General features: G+C 35.7%; 19 protein-coding genes. 13 read left to right on the top strand and 6 right to left on the bottom strand.

What is annotated here, in order from left to right:
* Positions 1 to 46 precede the first annotated feature (46 nt).
* The 10 genes from CHB80_RS02465 (at position 47) to CHB80_RS02420 (ending at position 7,555) form a co-directional block, all read left to right on the top strand.
* The gene (locus tag CHB80_RS02465; protein WP_089369840.1) at positions 47 to 1,183 is read left to right on the top strand and encodes an Mrp/NBP35 family ATP-binding protein; all 1,137 of its coding nucleotides are present in this window, start codon (positions 47 to 49) and stop codon (positions 1,181 to 1,183) included.
* A gap of 3 nt (positions 1,184 to 1,186) precedes the next feature.
* On the top strand, positions 1,187 to 1,429 hold the full coding sequence (locus tag CHB80_RS02460; protein ID WP_089369839.1) for a NifU family protein: 243 nt from the start codon (positions 1,187 to 1,189) through the stop codon (positions 1,427 to 1,429).
* A 61-nt stretch (positions 1,430 to 1,490) separates the two neighbouring features.
* Positions 1,491 to 2,543: an NAD(P)/FAD-dependent oxidoreductase gene (locus CHB80_RS02455; protein WP_089369838.1), complete on the top strand. Its 1,053-nt coding sequence runs from the start codon at positions 1,491 to 1,493 to the stop codon at positions 2,541 to 2,543.
* Positions 2,543 to 2,779 (top strand): hypothetical protein, encoded by a 237-nt coding sequence (locus CHB80_RS02450; protein ID WP_089369837.1) that lies wholly within the window; start codon positions 2,543 to 2,545, stop codon positions 2,777 to 2,779. The genes CHB80_RS02455 and CHB80_RS02450 overlap by 1 nt, the downstream gene beginning before the upstream one ends.
* Positions 2,780 to 3,109 (top strand): 2Fe-2S iron-sulfur cluster-binding protein, encoded by a 330-nt coding sequence (locus CHB80_RS02445; protein WP_089369836.1) that lies wholly within the window; start codon positions 2,780 to 2,782, stop codon positions 3,107 to 3,109.
* 152 nt (positions 3,110 to 3,261) lie between these two features.
* Complete coding sequence (locus CHB80_RS02440; RefSeq protein ID WP_089369835.1) at positions 3,262 to 4,350, top strand: tetratricopeptide repeat protein; 1,089 nt, start codon at positions 3,262 to 3,264, stop codon at positions 4,348 to 4,350.
* 42 nt (positions 4,351 to 4,392) lie between these two features.
* Entirely contained in the window at positions 4,393 to 5,583 is a 1,191-nt protein-coding gene (locus tag CHB80_RS02435) for a helix-turn-helix domain-containing protein (protein ID WP_229746885.1), read from the top strand.
* A gap of 146 nt (positions 5,584 to 5,729) precedes the next feature.
* Positions 5,730 to 6,215 carry a DoxX family protein gene (locus CHB80_RS02430; protein WP_089369833.1) on the top strand — a complete coding sequence of 162 codons (486 nt, stop codon included), beginning with the start codon at positions 5,730 to 5,732 and terminating at the stop codon, positions 6,213 to 6,215.
* Between the two features lie 5 nt (positions 6,216 to 6,220).
* A complete protein-coding gene (locus CHB80_RS02425) occupies positions 6,221 to 6,604 on the top strand; it encodes a hypothetical protein (protein ID WP_143337030.1) in 384 nt (127 codons plus the stop codon).
* Positions 6,605 to 6,667: 63 nt separating this feature from the next.
* Entirely contained in the window at positions 6,668 to 7,555 is an 888-nt protein-coding gene (locus tag CHB80_RS02420) for a GIN domain-containing protein (RefSeq protein WP_089369831.1), read from the top strand.
* Positions 7,556 to 7,586: 31 nt separating this feature from the next.
* Here the strand turns inward: CHB80_RS02420 and CHB80_RS02415 are convergent, their stop codons facing one another.
* The gene (locus tag CHB80_RS02415) at positions 7,587 to 8,492 is read right to left on the bottom strand and encodes a metallophosphoesterase family protein (RefSeq protein ID WP_089370750.1); all 906 of its coding nucleotides are present in this window, start codon (positions 8,490 to 8,492) and stop codon (positions 7,587 to 7,589) included.
* Positions 8,493 to 8,681: 189 nt separating this feature from the next.
* Here CHB80_RS02415 and CHB80_RS02410 point away from each other — a divergent pair, with 189 nt between their 5' ends.
* Positions 8,682 to 9,797 (top strand): tetratricopeptide repeat protein, encoded by a 1,116-nt coding sequence (locus CHB80_RS02410; protein ID WP_089369830.1) that lies wholly within the window; start codon positions 8,682 to 8,684, stop codon positions 9,795 to 9,797.
* Between the two features lie 55 nt (positions 9,798 to 9,852).
* Here the strand turns inward: CHB80_RS02410 and CHB80_RS02405 are convergent, their stop codons facing one another.
* The 5 genes from CHB80_RS02405 to CHB80_RS02385 form a co-directional block, all read right to left on the bottom strand.
* Positions 9,853 to 11,031 (bottom strand): acyl-CoA dehydrogenase family protein, encoded by a 1,179-nt coding sequence (locus tag CHB80_RS02405; protein WP_089369829.1) that lies wholly within the window; start codon positions 11,029 to 11,031, stop codon positions 9,853 to 9,855.
* Positions 11,032 to 11,091: 60 nt separating this feature from the next.
* Positions 11,092 to 11,865, bottom strand: a complete 774-nt coding sequence (locus CHB80_RS02400; RefSeq protein ID WP_089369828.1) for a tRNA1(Val) (adenine(37)-N6)-methyltransferase — start codon at positions 11,863 to 11,865, stop codon at positions 11,092 to 11,094.
* Between the two features lie 11 nt (positions 11,866 to 11,876).
* Entirely contained in the window at positions 11,877 to 12,320 is a 444-nt protein-coding gene (locus CHB80_RS02395) for a hypothetical protein (protein ID WP_089369827.1), read from the bottom strand.
* 164 nt (positions 12,321 to 12,484) lie between these two features.
* Entirely contained in the window at positions 12,485 to 13,009 is a 525-nt protein-coding gene (rimM, locus tag CHB80_RS02390; RefSeq protein WP_089369826.1) for a ribosome maturation factor RimM, read from the bottom strand.
* 17 nt (positions 13,010 to 13,026) lie between these two features.
* Positions 13,027 to 13,548 (bottom strand): 30S ribosomal protein S16, encoded by a 522-nt coding sequence (locus CHB80_RS02385; protein WP_089369825.1) that lies wholly within the window; start codon positions 13,546 to 13,548, stop codon positions 13,027 to 13,029.
* 131 nt (positions 13,549 to 13,679) lie between these two features.
* Between CHB80_RS02385 and CHB80_RS02380 the strand changes: the two genes are divergently transcribed.
* Together CHB80_RS02380 and dnaE are read left to right on the top strand one after the other, a co-directional pair.
* Positions 13,680 to 14,495: a DUF6252 family protein gene (locus CHB80_RS02380; RefSeq protein ID WP_089369824.1), complete on the top strand. Its 816-nt coding sequence runs from the start codon at positions 13,680 to 13,682 to the stop codon at positions 14,493 to 14,495.
* Between the two features lie 141 nt (positions 14,496 to 14,636).
* Positions 14,637 to 19,022, top strand: a complete 4,386-nt coding sequence (gene dnaE / locus CHB80_RS02375) for a DNA polymerase III subunit alpha (protein WP_089369823.1) — start codon at positions 14,637 to 14,639, stop codon at positions 19,020 to 19,022.
* Positions 19,023 to 19,132 lie beyond the last annotated feature (110 nt).

Below are 19,132 nucleotides of genomic sequence, written 5' to 3'. Positions count from 1 at the left end.
AAGTAAGGTTTAATGAGTTTAGACAATCTCCTTTTTAAAAAAAGAAATGAAACTGAATAAAAAAGATATCCTAGAAGCATTACGAACAATAACAGTTCCTGGTGCTGGAGAAAATATGGTAGATAGTGGCGCAGTAACAAATGTCCTTACATTTGGAGATGAGGTTATTGTAGATATTACTATTAAAAACCCAACATTACAAGCCCGTAAAAAAACAGAAGTAGAAATCATGAAGGCTATCCATGATAAAGTGGAACAAAAAGCTCAAGTGAAAGTAAATCTAAAAGTAGATGCGCCTGCTCCTAAAGAAAAAGTAGAAATTAAAGGGAAAGCGATTCCAGGAATTAAAAATATTGTTGCGATTGCTTCAGGAAAAGGAGGCGTAGGAAAATCTACAACAACCGCAAACATTGCGGTAAGCTTATCTGAGATGGGCTTCAAAGTAGGCGTACTAGATGCCGATATATATGGACCTTCTATTCCTATTATGTTTGATGTGCCACATGAGCGCCCACTTTCTGTAAATGTAGATGGTAAATCTAAGATGAAACCCGTAGAGAGTTATGGTGTGAAGGTATTATCTATAGGCTTTTTTACAAAACCAGATCAAGCAGTCGTATGGAGAGGACCTATGGCAGCCAAAGCATTAAATCAAATGATTTTTGATGCCGCTTGGGGAGAATTAGATTTCTTATTATTAGACTTACCTCCAGGCACGGGAGATATTCACTTAAGTATCATGCAGTCGTTACCCATTACGGGAGCAGTTATCGTAAGTACACCTCAAACAGTTGCACTAGCAGATGCAAAGAAGGGAGTGGCTATGTTTCAGCAAGAAAGTATTAATGTACCTGTATTAGGTATTGTAGAAAATATGGCATATTTCACACCAGAAGAATTGCCAGATAATAAGTACTATATCTTTGGAAAAGAAGGCGCAAGAAACCTCGCAGAAGATTTAGATGTAAGACTATTAGGAGAAATTCCATTAGTGCAAAGTATTAGAGAAGCAGGAGATGTTGGACGCCCAGCGGCATTACAGTCGGGGTCACCACTTTCTAAATCTTATGAAGAGCTTACTAGAAATGTAGTAGAAGAAACCGTACGTCGTAATAAAAGTTTGCCTCCTACAGAAGCAATTAAAATAACAACAATGGCAGGGTGTAGTGCCGTTAAAAACTAGTCTATGACAGATCAAGAATTAACTCAAAAAGTAGAAGATGCACTTGAAGAAATCAGGCCATTTCTTCAAAGTGATGGAGGTGATATTACCTTACTTGGTATTGAAGAGGGTAAAACGGTTCGAGTACAACTAGAAGGTGCTTGTGTAGGATGTTCTGTAAATCAAATGACGTTAAAGAGCGGTGTAGAAATGACTATAAAAAAATACGCTCCTCAGATAGAAAACGTGATTAATGTAGCCTCTTAAAATCGTTACAAGTAAAGTGTTTGTAAATTCGCTTTCGCGAAAGCGTACTTAACAAGAATCAATGATTACAACAGATATACTCATTATAGGAGCAGGCCCAACAGGACTTTTTGCTGTTTTTGAAGCAGGGCTTTTAAAATTAAAATGCCACCTTATAGACGCCTTACCACAACCGGGAGGGCAGTGTTCAGAAATTTATCCTAAAAAACCTATTTATGATATTCCTGCATTTCCAGAAGTGCTAGCAGGAGATTTGGTAGACAATCTGATGAAACAGATCGAACCTTTTCAACCAGGATTTACATTAGGAGAACGTGCACAAACCATAGAAAAACAAGAAGACGATACCTTTATTGTTACCACAAATAAAGGAACAAAACATCACGCACCTATTGTTGCTATTGCAGGAGGATTAGGAAGTTTTGAACCACGTAAACCTATCTTAGAGAATATTACTCAGTTTGAAGATAAAGGAGTAGAGTATATTATTAGAGATCCAGAAATTTATAGAAATAAAAGAGTCATTATTGCTGGTGGTGGTGATAGTGCATTAGATTGGAGTATTTTCTTATCAGATGTAGCTAGTGAAGTTACTTTAGTGCATCGTCGTAATGAGTTTAGAGGAGCACTAGATAGCGTAGAGAAAGTACAAGAGTTAAAAAACCAAGGAAAGATTACTTTGATTACGCCTGCCGAAATTACAGCACTTTCAGGAAATGATCATTTAGAGAGTGTCAAGGTAAAAAGAGGTGAGGAAGAAAAAGAAATTGAAGTAGATCATTTTATTCCGTTGTTTGGATTGGCACCTAAACTAGGACCTATAGCAGATTGGGGACTTGAGATAGAGAAAAATGCAATCAAAGTAAATAATAGCCTCGATTACCAAACCAATATTCCCGGCATATATGCAATTGGCGATGTAAATACCTATCCAGGAAAATTAAAACTAATTCTTTGTGGTTTTCATGAAGCTACACTCATGTGTCAAAGTGCATACCAACGTATCTTCCCAGATAAACGCTATGTAATGAAATATACAACAGTAGGCGGTGTTACAGGATTTGATGGAAGTAAAAAAGAGGCACCCAAGGCGGTTGTTAAAGCGATAGAGTAATGGATCAAATTATTACAGATGTTAGAGTTAGTACGGCCAGTATTATAGGCTTCTTTGTCATTGTAATTGTTGGAGGTTTTTTTCTTCATCTAGCACTTTCAAAAACAGAGATGTATAAAAAGAAAGTTAAAGCAAAAGGAACTCTTACAAAGTTTTTGTACTTCGGTATCTTTTTGATGATACTTTATATTGTATTGTTAATTATTTTTGGGGCGATAAGTTTAATGAGATTTTAAATGTCAGACATTACCATACATATTACAGATAGAGAGGGCACTACACATACTGTAGAAGCGCCTACAGATATGAATATGAATCTTATGGAAATTGTACGTTCTTACGAACTAGCACCAGAAGGAACTATTGGTGTTTGTGGAGGGATGGCCATGTGTGCTTCCTGTCAATGCTATGTAGAGAGTGATCATGAACTCCCAGAAATATCTGACGATGAAGATGCGATGCTTGCCGAAGCTTTTTATGTAGAAGATAATAGCCGACTTGGCTGTCAGATACATATGCATCCTGCATTAGATGGCCTTAAAGTACGTTTGGCTCCAGAAAGTTAATCAAGATAATTTACTAGTTTTTTTAATATAGATAAAATGCATTTTAATATAGACAAAATGTAAATGTCAAGTGCCTGATACTGGTTTAATTCTGTGATTTTAGGAGGTTTAAATACATTTTGTATATTTAAAACCATTAACAGCCCCAAACTATGAATACAGTATATAAATGCATACTTGCATTTATGCTATTTACTTTACACGCTTCTATAGCTCAAGAATCAAAAGTTGATAGTTTAAAGTTGCTTCTAGAGGAGATAGAATATCCTATAGAAAAAACAAATCTATACAATGAAATTGCGATTTCTTTTTATACCTCCCAATTGTATAACGATAGCGCCTATTACTACAATGAAAAAGCATATCAAATAGCAAAAGAGTACAGTCTTCCTGATAAAGAAGGAAGAGCCTTATTTAATTTTGGTCTAATTCTTACAGAAACAGGAGAAACCAATCTAGCCATTGAAAATTACTTAAAAGCGTTATTCATCTTTGAAAGGCTCAAAGATTCCCAGAGTATTAGTGTCATAAACAGTAGTATTGCTGCCTTGTATTTTACAGAAGAAAAATACGATAAGGCAATTGTTTTTTTTAATAAAGCCATAGAGATATCAACCCAAAATAAAGATAGTCTTGGTATGGCTATAGATTATGCTAATCTTGGGGAGACAGAATACAAAATCGAAAAATATATAGATGCAAAAAAGCATTTAGACCTTGCTAAAAAAATAGCAAAGAAAAAAGGATTAGCATTCCCTTCTTTAAACATTTCAAGCGGTAATACATTATTTGCATTACAAAATGCAGATAGCGCAATGATAGAGGCAGAAAAAGGCCTGTCTCTTGCTCAAAAAGAAAATGATATTAAAAGTATTTCTGAAGCTTCAGATTTACTTTACCGTATAGAAAGTAGTAAAGAAAATTACAAAGACGCATTACTACATTATAAACGCTTTGTAATGTATGAAGATAGTCTGAGCGTTGCTAAAGATGAGCATGTCATTGAGATGCTAAAGTTAAATGCAGATATACGAAGTAAAGAAGAGGCTATTACTCGTATGAAGCAAAAAGAAAAGTATATGAATATTATTTATGTACTAGTCGCTATTGGAATTGTACTGCTTGTCTTCTTAATATCCAGGCAAATCAAAGTAGTAAAAATGACGCAGGAAGTTCATGATATTCAAACAAAACTTGTGGGTAGAGAACTCGAGGAGCGTAGTTCACAAAATGGAGAATAAATATAATCACAGCTATATCAAAGATTTTTATAACTTTGAATAGTGTTGACCAACTTCCTTATAGAATTTCCTAATTTTAACTTGTTTAGTACACCACTTCTCATTTTGGTGATTCAAGGACTCATTTTTGCCTTTTTGCTATTTGGGAAGTACAAGAAGCAAAAGAGTATATCATACTTGATTCTAGCATTTATTCTACTTATCACTTGTTACCACCGCACTACCTATACCATAGGATTTATGGATTGGTATGATACGTATCGGAATACAAAAATCAACTATTATCTAGTTAACTTCGGACTCATCGTCATTCCTCTTATTTATTTTTATGTAAAGAGTATTACAGTTTCTGATTTTAGATTTAAAAAACAACACCTATGGCATTTTGTACCAGGTATTATTTATTTTTTAATTAAAGTCATCATTCTTATATATGACGCTAATCAGCCAGGGTTTTCTGAAACACAAAATGGATATTTAGTCCAGAACTTCCAATGGAAATATGTAGACCCATTTCAGTCTTTGTTTTCTTACATTCAAATGGTGGTATATATCGTCTTGACATTACAGTTATATGTAACGTATCGTAAAAATATCCAACAATATTTTTCAAACACGTATGCCTTAGAACTTAATTGGATTCGTAATTTTTTATTGATATATACTGTCTTATTTGTATATGATATAGGTCAGACATTGGTAGATATAGCCATTACAGAATTAAGTTGGATTCAGAAATGGTGGTTGCAGTTTCTCAATGCGCTTGCAATTATTTATATAGGAATAAAAGGATATATTACCAATACAGATAAGCTTAAAGGCTTAGATTTTAATGAAAATACAGCAGTGGTTTTTAATTCCATCCCTGCAGATAGTAAACGTCCGCTTTCTGAAGAGTTAATCGGAAATAAACAAATGGTTAGCGATTATTTTGATCAAGACAAACCCTATTTAGATCCTGATTTAAATTTAATTACGCTTTCGCGAAAGCTAAAGATGTCTCGTTCCCAATTATCTGAAGTGGTTAATGAAGGCTTTGGAAAAAACTTTAATGATTTTGTGAATACCTATCGCGTAGAAGCAGTAAAACAAATGCTAAAGCAAGGAAAACAAGAGCAATTATCATTACTAGGTATTGCACTTGAGTGTGGTTTTAACAGCAAAGCTACATTTAATCGTGTTTTTAAGAAACTTACTCAAACTTCTCCTACAGAATACCTTAAATCGCTTTAATTAAGGTATTTACGTTAATCATATGCTATTTTGAAATACAAAATAAGACGACTCAAATCGTATTTGAGACGTCTTACTACGTTTTGAAGCGTGAGAAATAACTATCGGTTGCACTTTTGACCTATCGAATCAAAATAACAATCGTTATGAAAAAAATAATCAATATAATAATCACGCCTATCACACAAAAGCATTGGTTTGCAGATCTCACATTTGCTTGCGTACGCTTTATATGTGGAATACTACTCTCTATAGATTTCGGTTCAAGTAAGTTTGGAATGCCTTGGACTCCTGATGGACAAAACTTATCTCTTTTTGAAGTGTCAGCTTGGTTTCCAAAAGACGTAGCCGAATATGGAGGCATCTTTGCTTTAATGCCAGTTTTCTTTGCTTGGATGGGAGCTTTTAGTGAAGCTGTAGGAGGTATTTTTCTAGCCTTTGGATTTAAAACAAGAATTGCATCCTTCTTAATTATGTGTACGATGCTTGTCGCCATTTTTATGCAAAAATGGGCGCAAGGTACTTGGGCAATGCTACCTGCAATGGGATTCCTGTGGATTGCAATCTATCACACTTATTTAGGATCGGGGCGTTTCGGGATAGACTATTTAATTTCTAAAAAACTAAACTAATACTTATGAGAATGTATAAAACAATTATCATGTGCCTTGCGCTTATTTCTTTAGCGAGTTGTGTGCAAGAAGAACATCTTAAAACAGTCACTTTTAAAGTAGATATGACAAATATAGAGCCAGTCTCTCAAGTGGGTGTAAAAGGAGAATTTACAAACCCACCTTGGAAAGAAATACTACCCCTTACAGATACCAATAATGATGGGATTTATGAACTAACGGTGTCACAAACTACAGCTGTTAGTACTGTAGAATTTAAGTTTGTGCATAATGGAGTATATGAGCTTTCAGGAAAAAACAATAGAGCACTTCATTTTGAATACAAACCAGAAACCTTAATGTATGAAGGCGTTTTTGATAACCCAGATGCAAAACAAACAACAAAATAATTAACGATACGCTTTCGCGAACCTGCCTGCCGGCAGGCAGGAGCGTACCAAAAAAACAAAACAATGAAAAAATTATATGTATTGCTTATGATGGTCGGGATGACTGCAATAGCACAAGTAAAAGGTAACAAAGAAATTAGTAGCGTAACAATTCCTGTAAACAATCTTACAGACTTAGAAATGGCTTTATATGCCGATGTTGAGATAGATCAAAATGCAACAGCAAATATGACGATAACAACAGATGGTAATTTGTTGTCACTTATCGATACAGAAATTGTAGACGGAACGATGAAACTTACCCAAAAAGAATGGATCCAACCTTCTCAAGGTATTAAGATTGTGATAGGAGCACCGCTATTAAAACGTTTGCAAGTGGACGTGCATGAAACTGTACTATTTAAAAACATACAAAATCAAGAAATCTCTCTTATAGCGATTTTAGGAACTATTAAAGCTAGTGGTACAACAAATTATGCTCGTATTTCTGGAGAAGCAGGAATTGTAGATGCTACTGCTTTGCAAACTGAAGAAGCCTATGTGAATATATGGGGAAATGGAAAGGCAATTGTGAATGCCTCTCAAATTGTTGATGGAAAGCTTGATAAAAAAGCACGTATAGAATTAGTGAAACAGCCTAAAGAACTTAAGGGTGATGTAAAGAGAGAAGTTAAAAAATCAACATCTGCAAAAGGAAGTGATAAAGGAAGGTATATAGATATAAAAATTAAAAATAACTCATGGAATCGTAATCATTTTGTGGTAAAAGGACCTAAAAAAGATGGCGGGCATTTTGGTTATGGATTTCCAATGATGCCTGGCACAGTAAAGAAAGAACGCTGGACTATAGGAACCAAAGTGTATAAAGTAAATAAGCTGGGAATTAAGAAACTTTTAATTACTGTAACAGCAAAAGACGAAGGGAATACTATTAAATTATTTGAAGACTAATGTAAAGATCTATTTATAGAACTGAGTCTTTTTATTGGGAAGGCTCAGTTTTATATTCAGTTAGGTTTTTTGGTCCTTCCAGTAAAACACGACTTACTCTTAGAGTTCCATCGCTATGTGTGTCAATATGCCACTTTATTAAGGAAATAGCTCCATTTTCAATTTCTATTCCTGTAATGCTTCTAGGGTGTACGCAACTTCCATCATTAAAAAAGGCAATATCTCCAGGTTCTGGAAAACGAGGTCTATGTGTGTGACCAACAATAGTCATAAGGTTTTTATTGTCAGTAATCCATTTTTTTAAACGACGCTCAACCTTAATAAGCTCTTTGTAATTTTTAGCAGGGCTTGTAGGGTCTGAGATACCAAATATTTGTAATGGTTTCCATAAAAATCTCACCAAAAACCTGTTGATTCGCCATCCATGATAATTCATCCAGTCAGCTTGATGGCCATGACATAAAAACAATTCTTGCGATGTGTCACAGTGTTTTAAAACAATGGCTTCTTGGTATTTTAAATCTCTAAAAAGAATCTCTTCCCTACCATCTTTAGGATCAAAATATGTAGTAAGGTGTTTTTGTACGTATTTCTGATCTCGATAAACCATATCATGATTTCCCCATATCAAATGAAGTCTATTCTCCAAGTGAAACTTCTGAAGTAAATGATATACATTTTTATGAGCTCTGAGAATGCTTTCAAAAGAATTGTTTTCCCACAACTCATCACCATCACCTAGTTCATAATATGTAAAACCTTCTCTGTAGTAATGTGTAAGTGCGTGAAAATAAATGTTTTCATTACGCGCAAAGTCATCAGCAAAGCTTTTATCTCCTCGATGACAATCCGAAAAGAAAATCATTTTATCGGCATTGCTAAAGTGAATTACTTTAGCATTTTTATAAGCCCTATCTAATCGCTTACGAGAATTCATATCGTAAAGATGCAAAAAAAACTATCGAAGTGCCACCATATAGGCTTTATTTTTCTTCTTGATATACAATTAGAATATATAAGACTCTTTTCAATTCTTCCCGCTAATAAAAATAGAGGTATTCTATTGAGAATTATTTATTTTGTATCTTAAGCAATCACAAACTAATCCCTTTAAGGTTTGAATATAATGGATTTCCCTATATGTAAAAGAAGCATCTTAATAGGTGTTTTTTTAAGCAGTTTCTTTGCGTTGACTACTTATAGTCAAACCCATAATTTAGATAGTCTAAAGGCTACTTTAGAGAAGGTGAGTGATAGGAAGGAAAAACTCTCTATACTCCAAGAGATCGCAACTATAAATAAAGATAGTTTAAAAGATTCGGCCGAAGCATATATCTATTATGATAAAGCAAGAGTACTTGCCATTAATGAAAAAGATACCATAACGCTTAGAAATGCCATTTATAATTTAGGAGAAATCCTTTTAGAAATGGAAGAGTATGATATGGCTATCACATATTTTAATTCAGTTAAGAAAAACCTTATTGACAAGGAAGAAGAATCTGAGTTACTAGCATTGATATATAAAAACTTAGGAGAAACGTATATAAGAAAAGGGGAATACGATACTGCAAATAGTTTTTTTGATAAAGGAATTACGTATGCCGAAAAAATCAAAAATGATTATCAGAAGGCATTAAATCATGTATATAAAAGTGAGGTGTATTACATGCTTGATGATTATGCCTCTTCCGAAAGACAGATCAGCAAAGCTTTTTCTTTTTTTGACCCTGATAGTGTTCCTATGATGGCGCATTATTTTAAAGGAAAACTATTGTATAAGTTAGGAGATAATCAAAACGCCATTTTATGTTTTCAGAAAGCAGTTACTCTAGCTGAGAATGAAAATGATATTAGTGTTAAATCAAAAACACTAAAGTTGCTTTCGGATGTGTATTTGGCTTCTGGTGATAAAGAAATGGCATTAGATTATAGTAAGAATGCGCTGGTACTTGTAGATAGTCTTAATGATATTAATAAGAAAACAGCATTATCCCGTATAGGATATATCCATGCCTTTGAATCTGTACTAGAGAAAAATAAGAAGCAACAAGAAATAGATAAAGAAGAAACGCAGAAAGCTAAAAAGAGAAGGATGCTTATTTATGTGCTATGTTCTATTGTTGGGGTGTCCCTTATTGCATTTTTTGTGTATAGACAAAATAAAGTAATGCGTATGGTGGCAGATATGCGTAAAGCTCAAATGGAGCTCGTAGAGAAGAAACAACAAGAGTATTTATAAAAGAAAAAAGGCTGCATCTAAACAGATGCAGCCTTTTTAAATATATAACTCTTTTTTACTTAAAAGCATTTTCACCTGTAATATCCAATCCTGTAATGAGGAGGTGAATATCATGTGTTCCTTCATACGTAATCACACTTTCTAAATTCATCATATGTCTCATGATGCTATACTCACCAGTGATACCCATTCCTCCTAAGATTTGACGAGCTTCACGAGCAATTTTTATAGCCATATCGACATTGTTACGCTTTGCCATAGAAATCTGTGCAGACGTAGCATGACCTTCATTTTTAAGTTGCCCTAAACGAAATGCTAATAATTGTGCCTTTGTGATTTCTGTGATCATTTCAGCAAGTTTCTTTTGTTGTAATTGGAATGCGGCAATAGGTTTTCCAAATTGAATACGCTCTTTTGCATAACGCAAAGCCGTATCATAACAGTCCATAGCAGCACCTATCGCTCCCCAAGCAATACCAAAACGAGCAGAATCCAGACATCCTAATGGAGCGCCCAATCCTGATTTGTTTGGTAATAAATTCTCTTTAGGAACCTTTACATCTTGAAAGATCAACTCTCCCGTTGCACTTGCACGTAGTGACCATTTGTTATGCGTTTCTGGTGTAGAAAAACCTTTCATACCGCGCTCAACAATAAGTCCATGTATACGCCCTTCTTCATTTTTCGCCCAAACGACAGCTACATTACAGAAAGGTGAGTTAGAGATCCAAAGCTTTGCACCATTTAAAAGGTAGTGATCTCCCATATCTTTAAAGTGCGTCACCATTCCTCCTGGATTTGATCCATGATCAGGCTCGGTAAGACCAAAAGATCCCATCCATTCTCCACTGGCAAGTTTTGGCAAATATTTTTTACGTTGCTCTTCAGTACCGTATTTCCAAATAGGATACATCACAAGAGAAGACTGTACAGAAGCCGTAGATCGTACACCAGAGTCTCCCCTTTCGATCTCTTGCATGATCAACCCATAAGAGATTTGATCAAGTCCTGCACCACCATATTCTTCAGGAATATAAGGGCCAAAAGCACCTATTTCTGCTAGTCCTGGAATGATAGATTTTGGAAATGTTGCATTTTGAGCTGCTTCTTCTATAATAGGAGATACATCGCGCTTTACCCAAGCACGAGCAGCATCACGTATTAGTTTGTGTTCTTCGGTTAAAAGATCGTCAAGATTGTAGTAATCTGGCGCTTCAAAAAGATCTGGTCGCATGGTTTTAATTTTAGTAGGCACAAATGTAACGAAAACGTTTTCTATGCCCCAATATCACCTCTACATTTTTAAGTAAAAATCTTTTACTAATTCAGTATAAGCATCTGTATACTCATGACGTCCATATTCTATAATAAGTTCTTGCGGGAGTACGCTTTCGCGAAAGCGTATAAAGCCCCCTTCTATATCATGAGGTATTTGTTCTAAACGTTGAAACGCAATCATGCTTCTTTTGATGGGGCTATCAGGAGTTCCTTTTACATGCGTAATACGTGTAGGAAACAAATGTGCTTGTGAAGCCAGCGCAATAAAATCCTCTTCCCTATGATGTGGAATGATGACATTAAATGTTCCTGTTTCCGAAAGTAGTTTGGAGACAGCACCAATTAATAATTCAAAAGGCATCGCATCTTCAAATCGTGCTTTTTTTCGAGATGCAGCTAATTCATTATCACCTTCAGGTGCAGCAGCAGCTTCGTAAAAAGGAGGATTGCTTACAATAAGATCGTAGGTGTCATCTATTTCGGTAGCAAACTCATACAGATGCGCGTGATAGCAAAATAGTCTATCTCCCCAATCGCTATTTTCAAAATTTTCTGTGGCTTGCTCATAGGCATCATCGTCAAGCTCTAACGCATCTATGGTTTCGGCAAAACTACGTTGCGCAAGCATTAATGCTATAACGCCTGTTCCTGTTCCGATATCTAAAATAGATCCGGGAGTATGGTCTATAGAAGTCCAAGCGCCTAATAATACACCATCAGTGCCTATTTTTGCAGCACATCGATCTTGTGTGACTGTAAATTGCTTGAATTGAAAAGGCTTTTGTGCCATGAAAATGCTATTTAATTAGATGCTTTTGGAAATGAGTTGTCGTATTTAATGAAGAAATCATTATTGTTTATTTTGCTTTCGCGTAATAATTTGCCGAAATAAGAGATTAATGATGTTCTTTGATTTGAAGTTTCTTTAAGAAGATCTTTTCCGTGTTTATCTAAAATGATGATATCGGTAACAGGTTTTTTTCTATGTAAGTGATAACCACTTATTAATGTAATATTTTTTGCGATACCTTCTATATTTACCGAATCCCAGATAAGAATGGGGTCTTTGTGATTTTCAATTTGTAAAGTTCTAGACCATAAACCAAATTCATCATAAATCACTTTTGGTATTGCTTGAATATAGATGCAATGAAAAGCTAATTGTGTTATTTGTTCATCGCGGGTGATAGAATCTGGAATAGAAACTTTATAAGTTCCTATTCTGGAGTATTTCTTCTTATTCATTAGTGTTTCTATATCGCATTCTTTGAATCCTTCAGATTTAACTTTGCAGCTAATTGTCAAAAAGGATAGAAATACAATACATAAAAAAAAGACTCTCATAACTTATATTCTATTCAAAGATAAGTGTTAGTGTCAATAGTTGTAAAAACGTAATGGTAAAAGAATTATAAATACAAATCGATAAGCCCATCGGGAACTTGGAGAAGGATCGTTTTTTTATCACGATCTAATTTTTTAATAAAGTCATCAATCATAGGAATGAGTACTTCTTTGCCATCTCGCTCTATTTCAAAAATAGCTTGAGAGGTAGTGTCATTAATGTTTTTGATAACCCCAATTTCTCCAAAACTTTCATCTATAGCCGTATATCCTATAATTTCGTGAAAGTAAAATTTATCTCCATCAAGTTTTGGAAGCATGTCTAGAGGAAGATATAAGTTGGCTCCTATAAGATCTTCTGCATCCTCTTCGGTGTCTACGTCTTCAAGTTTAAAACGTAAAAGTGTAGATTTATGTAATTGAGAAGACTCTATAAAAAAAGGAACCAGATTCGGGTTAAAATCCACGAATACTGATTCCAAATTTGTATACATTTCGGGTTCGTCTGTGTCTAGCTTAGCTAGGAGTTCCCCCTTGAAACTATATTTTCGTACGATTTTACCTAGATAGAAGCATTCTTCTTTCTTCATCGTATAAACATATAATGTTACTCTTCTGAGTCTGCTGCTGCCTCAGTAGCTTCAGCGGGTGCATCTTCTGCATCTGCTACTACTTCTGGCTCAGGTTGTGCCGCTGCAATACGCGCTTCATTTACAGCTTGCTCAGCCTTAAGAGCTTCTGCTTTTGCTTGTGCTGCTGCTTTAGAAAGATCTCCTTCTTTAGAAGCAATCTTTGCTGCTTTTTCTTCAACCCAAGCATTGAATTTTTCTTCAGCTTGTTCTTCTGTAAGAGCACCTTTACGCACCCCACCAACTAAGTGGTTTTTAAGCATTGCTCCTTTATAAGAAAGAAGACGCTTAGCAGTTTCAGTAGGTTGTGCACCATTCTGTAACCATTTTACAGATCCATCTACATCTAATTCGATAGTTGCAGGATTTGTAGTTGGATTATAAACTCCTAATTTTTCTAAGAATTTACCATCTCTTTTTGAGCGAGCATCTGCCGCTACGATCCAGTAAAAAGGCTTTCCTTTTTTACCGTGTCTTTGTAATCTAATTTTAACTGACATAATTTGAATTAATTTTTGAGGTACCCGACCTCAGATTTAATTAGGCGTGCAAAGATAACACAATTTTTTAGCCTACATTACGTTATTTACTTTTTTATAGTACATTTGCCACTAAACCTATTTATGTCATTATGAAACGCTTATTACCTATCCTACTATTGTCACTATTTGCCTTTTCATGTTCTAATGAGATTCAAGATAACAGCCCTGCATTTCAGGCTGTGAAAGATAGCATTCTTTTTAGATCTGCAGATAGTAGAGCCGTTTTTAACGATAACGGAAGTCTTCTTATACAAGGAAATTCTGCTACAGAAACCTTGAATATATTAATTAACTCCCTGAATCAAACACAAGTTGAATTAGGAGGAGAAAGTCCTAATACAGATATTGCCTCTTTTACAGATGAGTTTGGAAATGTGTTTTCTACAGCATCTACAAATGCAAATGGACAAGTAAATTACCAGATTAATGGAGATAACACCGTTTCTGGAACCTTTAATTTTACAGCATTACGTAACGGAATTCAAGATACGATTACCTTAAGTCAAGGTTTTATGTTTGGGATTCCTATTCTTTCTGAGTTAGGAGATACTCCAGATATGAATACAAACGACTCATTTACGGCGAGAGTAAATTCAGTGATATTTAATCCAACTATTATTACAGCACTTCTTGGAAATAGATTAACAGTAGCTGGACAAACACAGCAGGCATCTATATCTGTGTTATTTCCTCCAGATACACCTCCTGGAACGTACGATATTGCTCCAGGTACAGATTTTACTGCATCTTATATTTTATTAGGTGATAGTACTGTTTTAGAAGCGCAATCAGGTACTTTGACTATCGTTTCAAACGATACAGATGCAGATGAAGTATCAGGAGAGTTTGTTTTTGAAGCAGATGGGTTTTCAATTACTGATGGAGAATTCTCTGTAAGCTACTAGTATACAAGTATAAAATAATTTAAAAAAGGGCTTCATATCGAAGCCCTTTTTTAGTGTATAACATTTAATAACTCATTGATAAAAAATACGATGCTATCTGAAGATTTTTAGTACATTTCTTTGTTATAAATACGCATACGTATGTACCTGATTTTTGATACTGAAACTACTGGATTACCTAAAAACTGGAATGCCCCTATTACGGACTCTGGTAACTGGCCAAGAGCGATACAAATTGCTTGGCAGTTACATGATGAAATGGGTAATGTCATAGAGCATCAAGATTATTTGATCAAACCAGATGGATTTGATATTCCATATGATGCAGAACGTATTCATGGTATTTCTACAGAGCTTGCTGCTCAGGATGGTATCCCATTGCAAGAAGTATTAGAGAAGTTTAATATTGCGTTATCAAAAACAAAATATGTTGTAGGTCAAAATGTAGGGTTTGACGTAAATATTATGGGAGCTGAGTTTCATAGACAAGCACTTCCTAATGATCTTCAAGAATTGCCTGTGCTAGATACGTGTACAGAGATAACAGCGCAATTATGCCAAATTCCTGGTGGTAGAGGAGGGAAATTTAAACTGCCTACACTTACCGAGTTACATAAATTCCTATTTGGAGAACCTTTTGGAGAAGCACATAACGCAACAGCCGATGTAGAGGCAACCACACGTTGTTTCTTTGAACTTATACGTAAAAGAATTTTCACACAGGAGGAGTTAGATGTGCAACCTGATTACTTTGAGAAATTCTCAGAAAGTAATCCACAACCTATTCAATTTATAGGACTTAAACACATCAATCTTAAGAAGGCTTCCGATAGAATTCGTAAAGCACTTCAAAAAGACGAAGCGCCAGAGATATCTAAAACAGAAATTGCAGATAATGAAGCGCAAATGGCAGAAGCAGCCTTTGCACATCTTCATAACCATACGCAATTCTCGATCCTACAATCTACTACCAATATTCAAAACTTAGTAGATGCCGCAGCAAAATACAATATGCCTGCTGTAGCAATGACAGATACGGGAAACATGATGGGAGCTTTCCATTTTGTGAAAGCAGTCAAAAATTATAATAAAGGTGTTAAAGCTAAAAATGAAGCAGCGATAGCCGAAGGGAATGAGCCAGAAACAAAAACTTTAAAACCTATTGTAGGTTGTGAATTTAATGTTTGTGTAGATCATACCAATAAAAATCAAAAAGATAACGGGTATCAAATTGTGATGCTTGCCAAAAATAAAAACGGATATCATAATCTGGCAAAAATGGCATCAATCGCTTATACCGATGGATTTTATTATGTGCCTCGTATTGATAAAAAAGTGATAGAACAATACAAGGAAGATGTTATTGTACTCACAGGGAATCTCTATGGGGAAGTGCCAAGTAAGATTCTAAATGTAGGAGAGAAGCAGGCAGAAGAAGCATTGGTTTGGTGGAAAGAAGAATTTGGTGACGATTTGTATGTAGAGCTCATGCGACATGGGCAAGAAGATGAGGATAGAGTAATGCCCGTGCTGGTTACGCTTTCGCGAAAGCATAACATTAAATTAATAGCGTCTAATAATACATTTTATGTAGATAAGGAGGATGCCGAGGCACATGATATTTTACTATGTGTAAAAGATGGAGAAAAAGTAGCGACACCTAAAGGCCGTGGTCGTGGGTATCGTTATGGATTACCTAATGACGAATATTATTTTAAAAGTGCCGATGAGATGAAAGCACTTTTTAATGATCTTCCAGAAGCCATTCTCAATGTGCAAGAAGTTATTGATAAAGTAACTCCTTTTGAATTGGCTCGTGATGTCCTCTTACCTGCGTTTGATATCCCTGAAGAATTCCAGAGTGAAGAAGATAAAATAGATGGCGGTAAGCGAGGAGAGAATAAATTCTTAAGACACCTTACGTATGAAGGTGCTAAAAAACGATACGGAGAACCCCTTTCTGAAGAAGTGGTAGAGCGTTTAGATTTTGAACTAGATGTTATTGAAAAGACAGGGTATCCTGGGTACTTCTTGATTGTGGAGGATTTTATACGGGAAGCACGAAATATGGATGTGTCGGTAGGTCCTGGACGTGGATCGGCTGCAGGAAGTGTGGTTGCGTATTGCCTTTGGATCACAAATATCGATCCGATGAAGTACGATCTGCTTTTTGAGAGATTCCTAAATCCGGATCGTGTAAGTATGCCCGATATTGATATTGATTTTGATGATGAAGGACGTGGCCGTGTGATGCAATATGTAATTGATAAGTATGGAGCTAATCAGGTAGCACAAATCATTACTTATGGAACCATGGCAGCTAAGTCATCTATACGTGATACCTCAAGAGCATTAGATTTACCATTAGGAGATGCAGATCGTATTGCAAAGTTGATTCCTAATATGTCTAAGCTTAATAAGATTATAGGGAAAAGTGAGCAGGAGCTTAGAGCGAAGTTCAGAGCCGATGATTTGGTGAAAGTAAATGAGCTTATTAATCTTTCTGAAGGAAATGATCTGGAAGGAAGAATGTTGCGCAAAGCAAAAGAACTAGAAGGCTCTATGCGTAACACGGGAATTCATGCGTGTGGGGTGATTATTACACCAGATGATATTACCAAGTTTGTTCCTGTAGCTACCGCAAAAGATTCTGATTTATATGTAACACAGTTTGATAACTCGGTTGTTGAGGAAGCGGGACTTCTAAAGATGGATTTCTTAGGTCTTAAAACCTTAACACTGATTAAGGATACCGTTAAATTAGTAAAGTATCGACATGATGTAGACCTCGATCCAGAAAATTTTCCGTTGGATGATGAGAAAACCTATGAGTTATTTCAGCGAGGAGATACGGTAGGGATCTTCCAATATGAATCTCCCGGAATGCAAAAACACATGCAGTCTTTAAAACCTACCGTTTTTGAAGATTTGATTGCAATGAATGCCTTGTATCGCCCTGGACCGATGGAATATATTCCGTCATTCGTTCGTCGTAAACACGGGGAAGAAGATATTGAGTATGACCTTCCAGCCATGGAAGAATACTTGAAAGAAACCTATGGGATTACGGTCTATCAAGAGCAGGTGATGCTTCTCTCTCAGAAGCTTGCCGATTTTACCAAAGGTGAAGCCGATGTCCTTCGTAAGGCGATGGGTAAAAAACAAATTGCGGTACTGGATAAGATGAAGCCTAAGTTTATTGAGCAGGCTTCCGCCAAAGGGCATGACGCCGAAAAACTAGAAAAAATCTGGAAAGATTGGGAAGCTTTTGCAGCCTATGCATTTAATAAATCACACTCTACGTGTTATGCTTGGATTGCCTATCAAACAGCCTATTTAAAAGCGCATTATCCAGCTGAATATCTGGCAGCGGTACTTTCTAATAATATGAATGACATCAAGCAAGTTACGTTCTTTATGGAAGAGTGTAAACGTATGGGGCTTGAGGTGTTAGGACCAGATGTAAATGAATCCTTTAGAAAGTTTACGGTAAATGATAACGGAGCGATTCGGTTTGGAATGGGAGCTGTAAAAGGAGTAGGAACAGGAGCTGTAGCAACTATTGTAGAGCATAGAAAAGAAAGTAAATACAAATCTGTATTTGATTTTGCACGTCGTATTGATTTACGTGCAGCCAATAAAAAAGCCTTTGAGAGTTTAGCACTAGCTGGCGGGTTTGATGAATTAGGAGAGACACATCGTGCACAGTTCTTCCATGATGAAGGTGATGGTATTACTTTCTTGGAAAAAGCTGTAAAATATGGAGCACGCCATCAGGAAAACGAAAATAGTGCGCAAGTAAGCTTGTTTGGAGAAGCAAGTGAAGTACAAATTCCAGAACCTGTTGTACCCCCTTGTGAAGAATGGGGAACTATGGAAAAACTTCGTAGAGAAAAAGAAGTAGTAGGGGTTTATATTTCTGGACATCCATTAGATGATTTTAAAACAGAAATGGAAACCTTCTGTAATGCAACAGTATCTCATTTTAACAATATGGAAGCCTATGTAAATCGTGAGCTTACCTTTGGAGGAGTGATTACAGATGTACAGCATCGTATTTCTAAAAATGGAAAAGGATGGGCCGCATTTACGATAGAGGATTTTATGGATTCTTTTGAGTTTAGAATGTTTGGAGAAGAGTATTTAAAATTACGCCACTTTTTGATTCCTAATACGTTTGTTCATGCCAAGGTTTTTATACGTGAAGGATTTGTAAATAGAGATACGGGGAGAAGAAGTGATCCGCGTACGCAATTTAATAATATCCAACAATTACAGGATGTAATGGATACCTATGCTAAAAAATTGACGATCAATATCGATATTAATGAGATTGCAGAAGCACGGGTTCAAGAGATAAAAACCATTTTAGATCAACATAAAGGAGATAATAAATTACACTTTCAGGTATTTGAACCTAAAGAGAAATTATATGTCCGTATGCCTAGTAAGAAGCAAAAAGTAAATATAACTCAAGATTTACTAGATGCTTTGGAGGAGAATGCGGTGCATTATAAATTGAATTAGTACGCTTTACCGTTTCACTCTCCCTCTGGTCGTGAACCTGCCTGCTGGCAGGTCTCGCAAGCTCGATTTTGCACTTCGACTATGCTCAGTATAAACTTCTGCGTCACTAC

Source organism: Dokdonia pacifica (genome assembly GCF_900188275.1).
Taxonomy (GTDB): Bacteria; Bacteroidota; Bacteroidia; order Flavobacteriales; family Flavobacteriaceae; genus Dokdonia; species Dokdonia pacifica.
This window is presented reverse-complemented; position numbering and strand designations above follow the sequence as displayed.

Coding starts and splice junctions, on each gene's coding strand:
- CHB80_RS02400 (WP_089369828.1), bottom strand. CDS start 11,865: ATGGCACAAAAGCCTTTTCAATTCAAGCAATTTACAGTCACACAAGAT.
- CHB80_RS02380 (WP_089369824.1), top strand. CDS start 13,680: ATGAAACGCTTATTACCTATCCTACTATTGTCACTATTTGCCTTTTCA.
- CHB80_RS02395 (WP_089369827.1), bottom strand. CDS start 12,320: ATGAATAAGAAGAAATACTCCAGAATAGGAACTTATAAAGTTTCTATT.
- CHB80_RS02465 (WP_089369840.1), top strand. CDS start 47: ATGAAACTGAATAAAAAAGATATCCTAGAAGCATTACGAACAATAACA.
- CHB80_RS02450 (WP_089369837.1), top strand. CDS start 2,543: ATGGATCAAATTATTACAGATGTTAGAGTTAGTACGGCCAGTATTATA.
- CHB80_RS02440 (WP_089369835.1), top strand. CDS start 3,262: ATGAATACAGTATATAAATGCATACTTGCATTTATGCTATTTACTTTA.
- CHB80_RS02430 (WP_089369833.1), top strand. CDS start 5,730: ATGAAAAAAATAATCAATATAATAATCACGCCTATCACACAAAAGCAT.
- CHB80_RS02385 (WP_089369825.1), bottom strand. CDS start 13,548: ATGTCAGTTAAAATTAGATTACAAAGACACGGTAAAAAAGGAAAGCCT.
- dnaE (WP_089369823.1), top strand. CDS start 14,637: ATGTACCTGATTTTTGATACTGAAACTACTGGATTACCTAAAAACTGG.
- CHB80_RS02460 (WP_089369839.1), top strand. CDS start 1,187: ATGACAGATCAAGAATTAACTCAAAAAGTAGAAGATGCACTTGAAGAA.
- CHB80_RS02405 (WP_089369829.1), bottom strand. CDS start 11,031: ATGCGACCAGATCTTTTTGAAGCGCCAGATTACTACAATCTTGACGAT.
- CHB80_RS02445 (WP_089369836.1), top strand. CDS start 2,780: ATGTCAGACATTACCATACATATTACAGATAGAGAGGGCACTACACAT.
- CHB80_RS02420 (WP_089369831.1), top strand. CDS start 6,668: ATGAAAAAATTATATGTATTGCTTATGATGGTCGGGATGACTGCAATA.
- CHB80_RS02410 (WP_089369830.1), top strand. CDS start 8,682: ATGGATTTCCCTATATGTAAAAGAAGCATCTTAATAGGTGTTTTTTTA.
- CHB80_RS02455 (WP_089369838.1), top strand. CDS start 1,491: ATGATTACAACAGATATACTCATTATAGGAGCAGGCCCAACAGGACTT.
- CHB80_RS02415 (WP_089370750.1), bottom strand. CDS start 8,492: ATGAATTCTCGTAAGCGATTAGATAGGGCTTATAAAAATGCTAAAGTA.
- rimM (WP_089369826.1), bottom strand. CDS start 13,009: ATGAAGAAAGAAGAATGCTTCTATCTAGGTAAAATCGTACGAAAATAT.
- CHB80_RS02425 (WP_143337030.1), top strand. CDS start 6,221: ATGAGAATGTATAAAACAATTATCATGTGCCTTGCGCTTATTTCTTTA.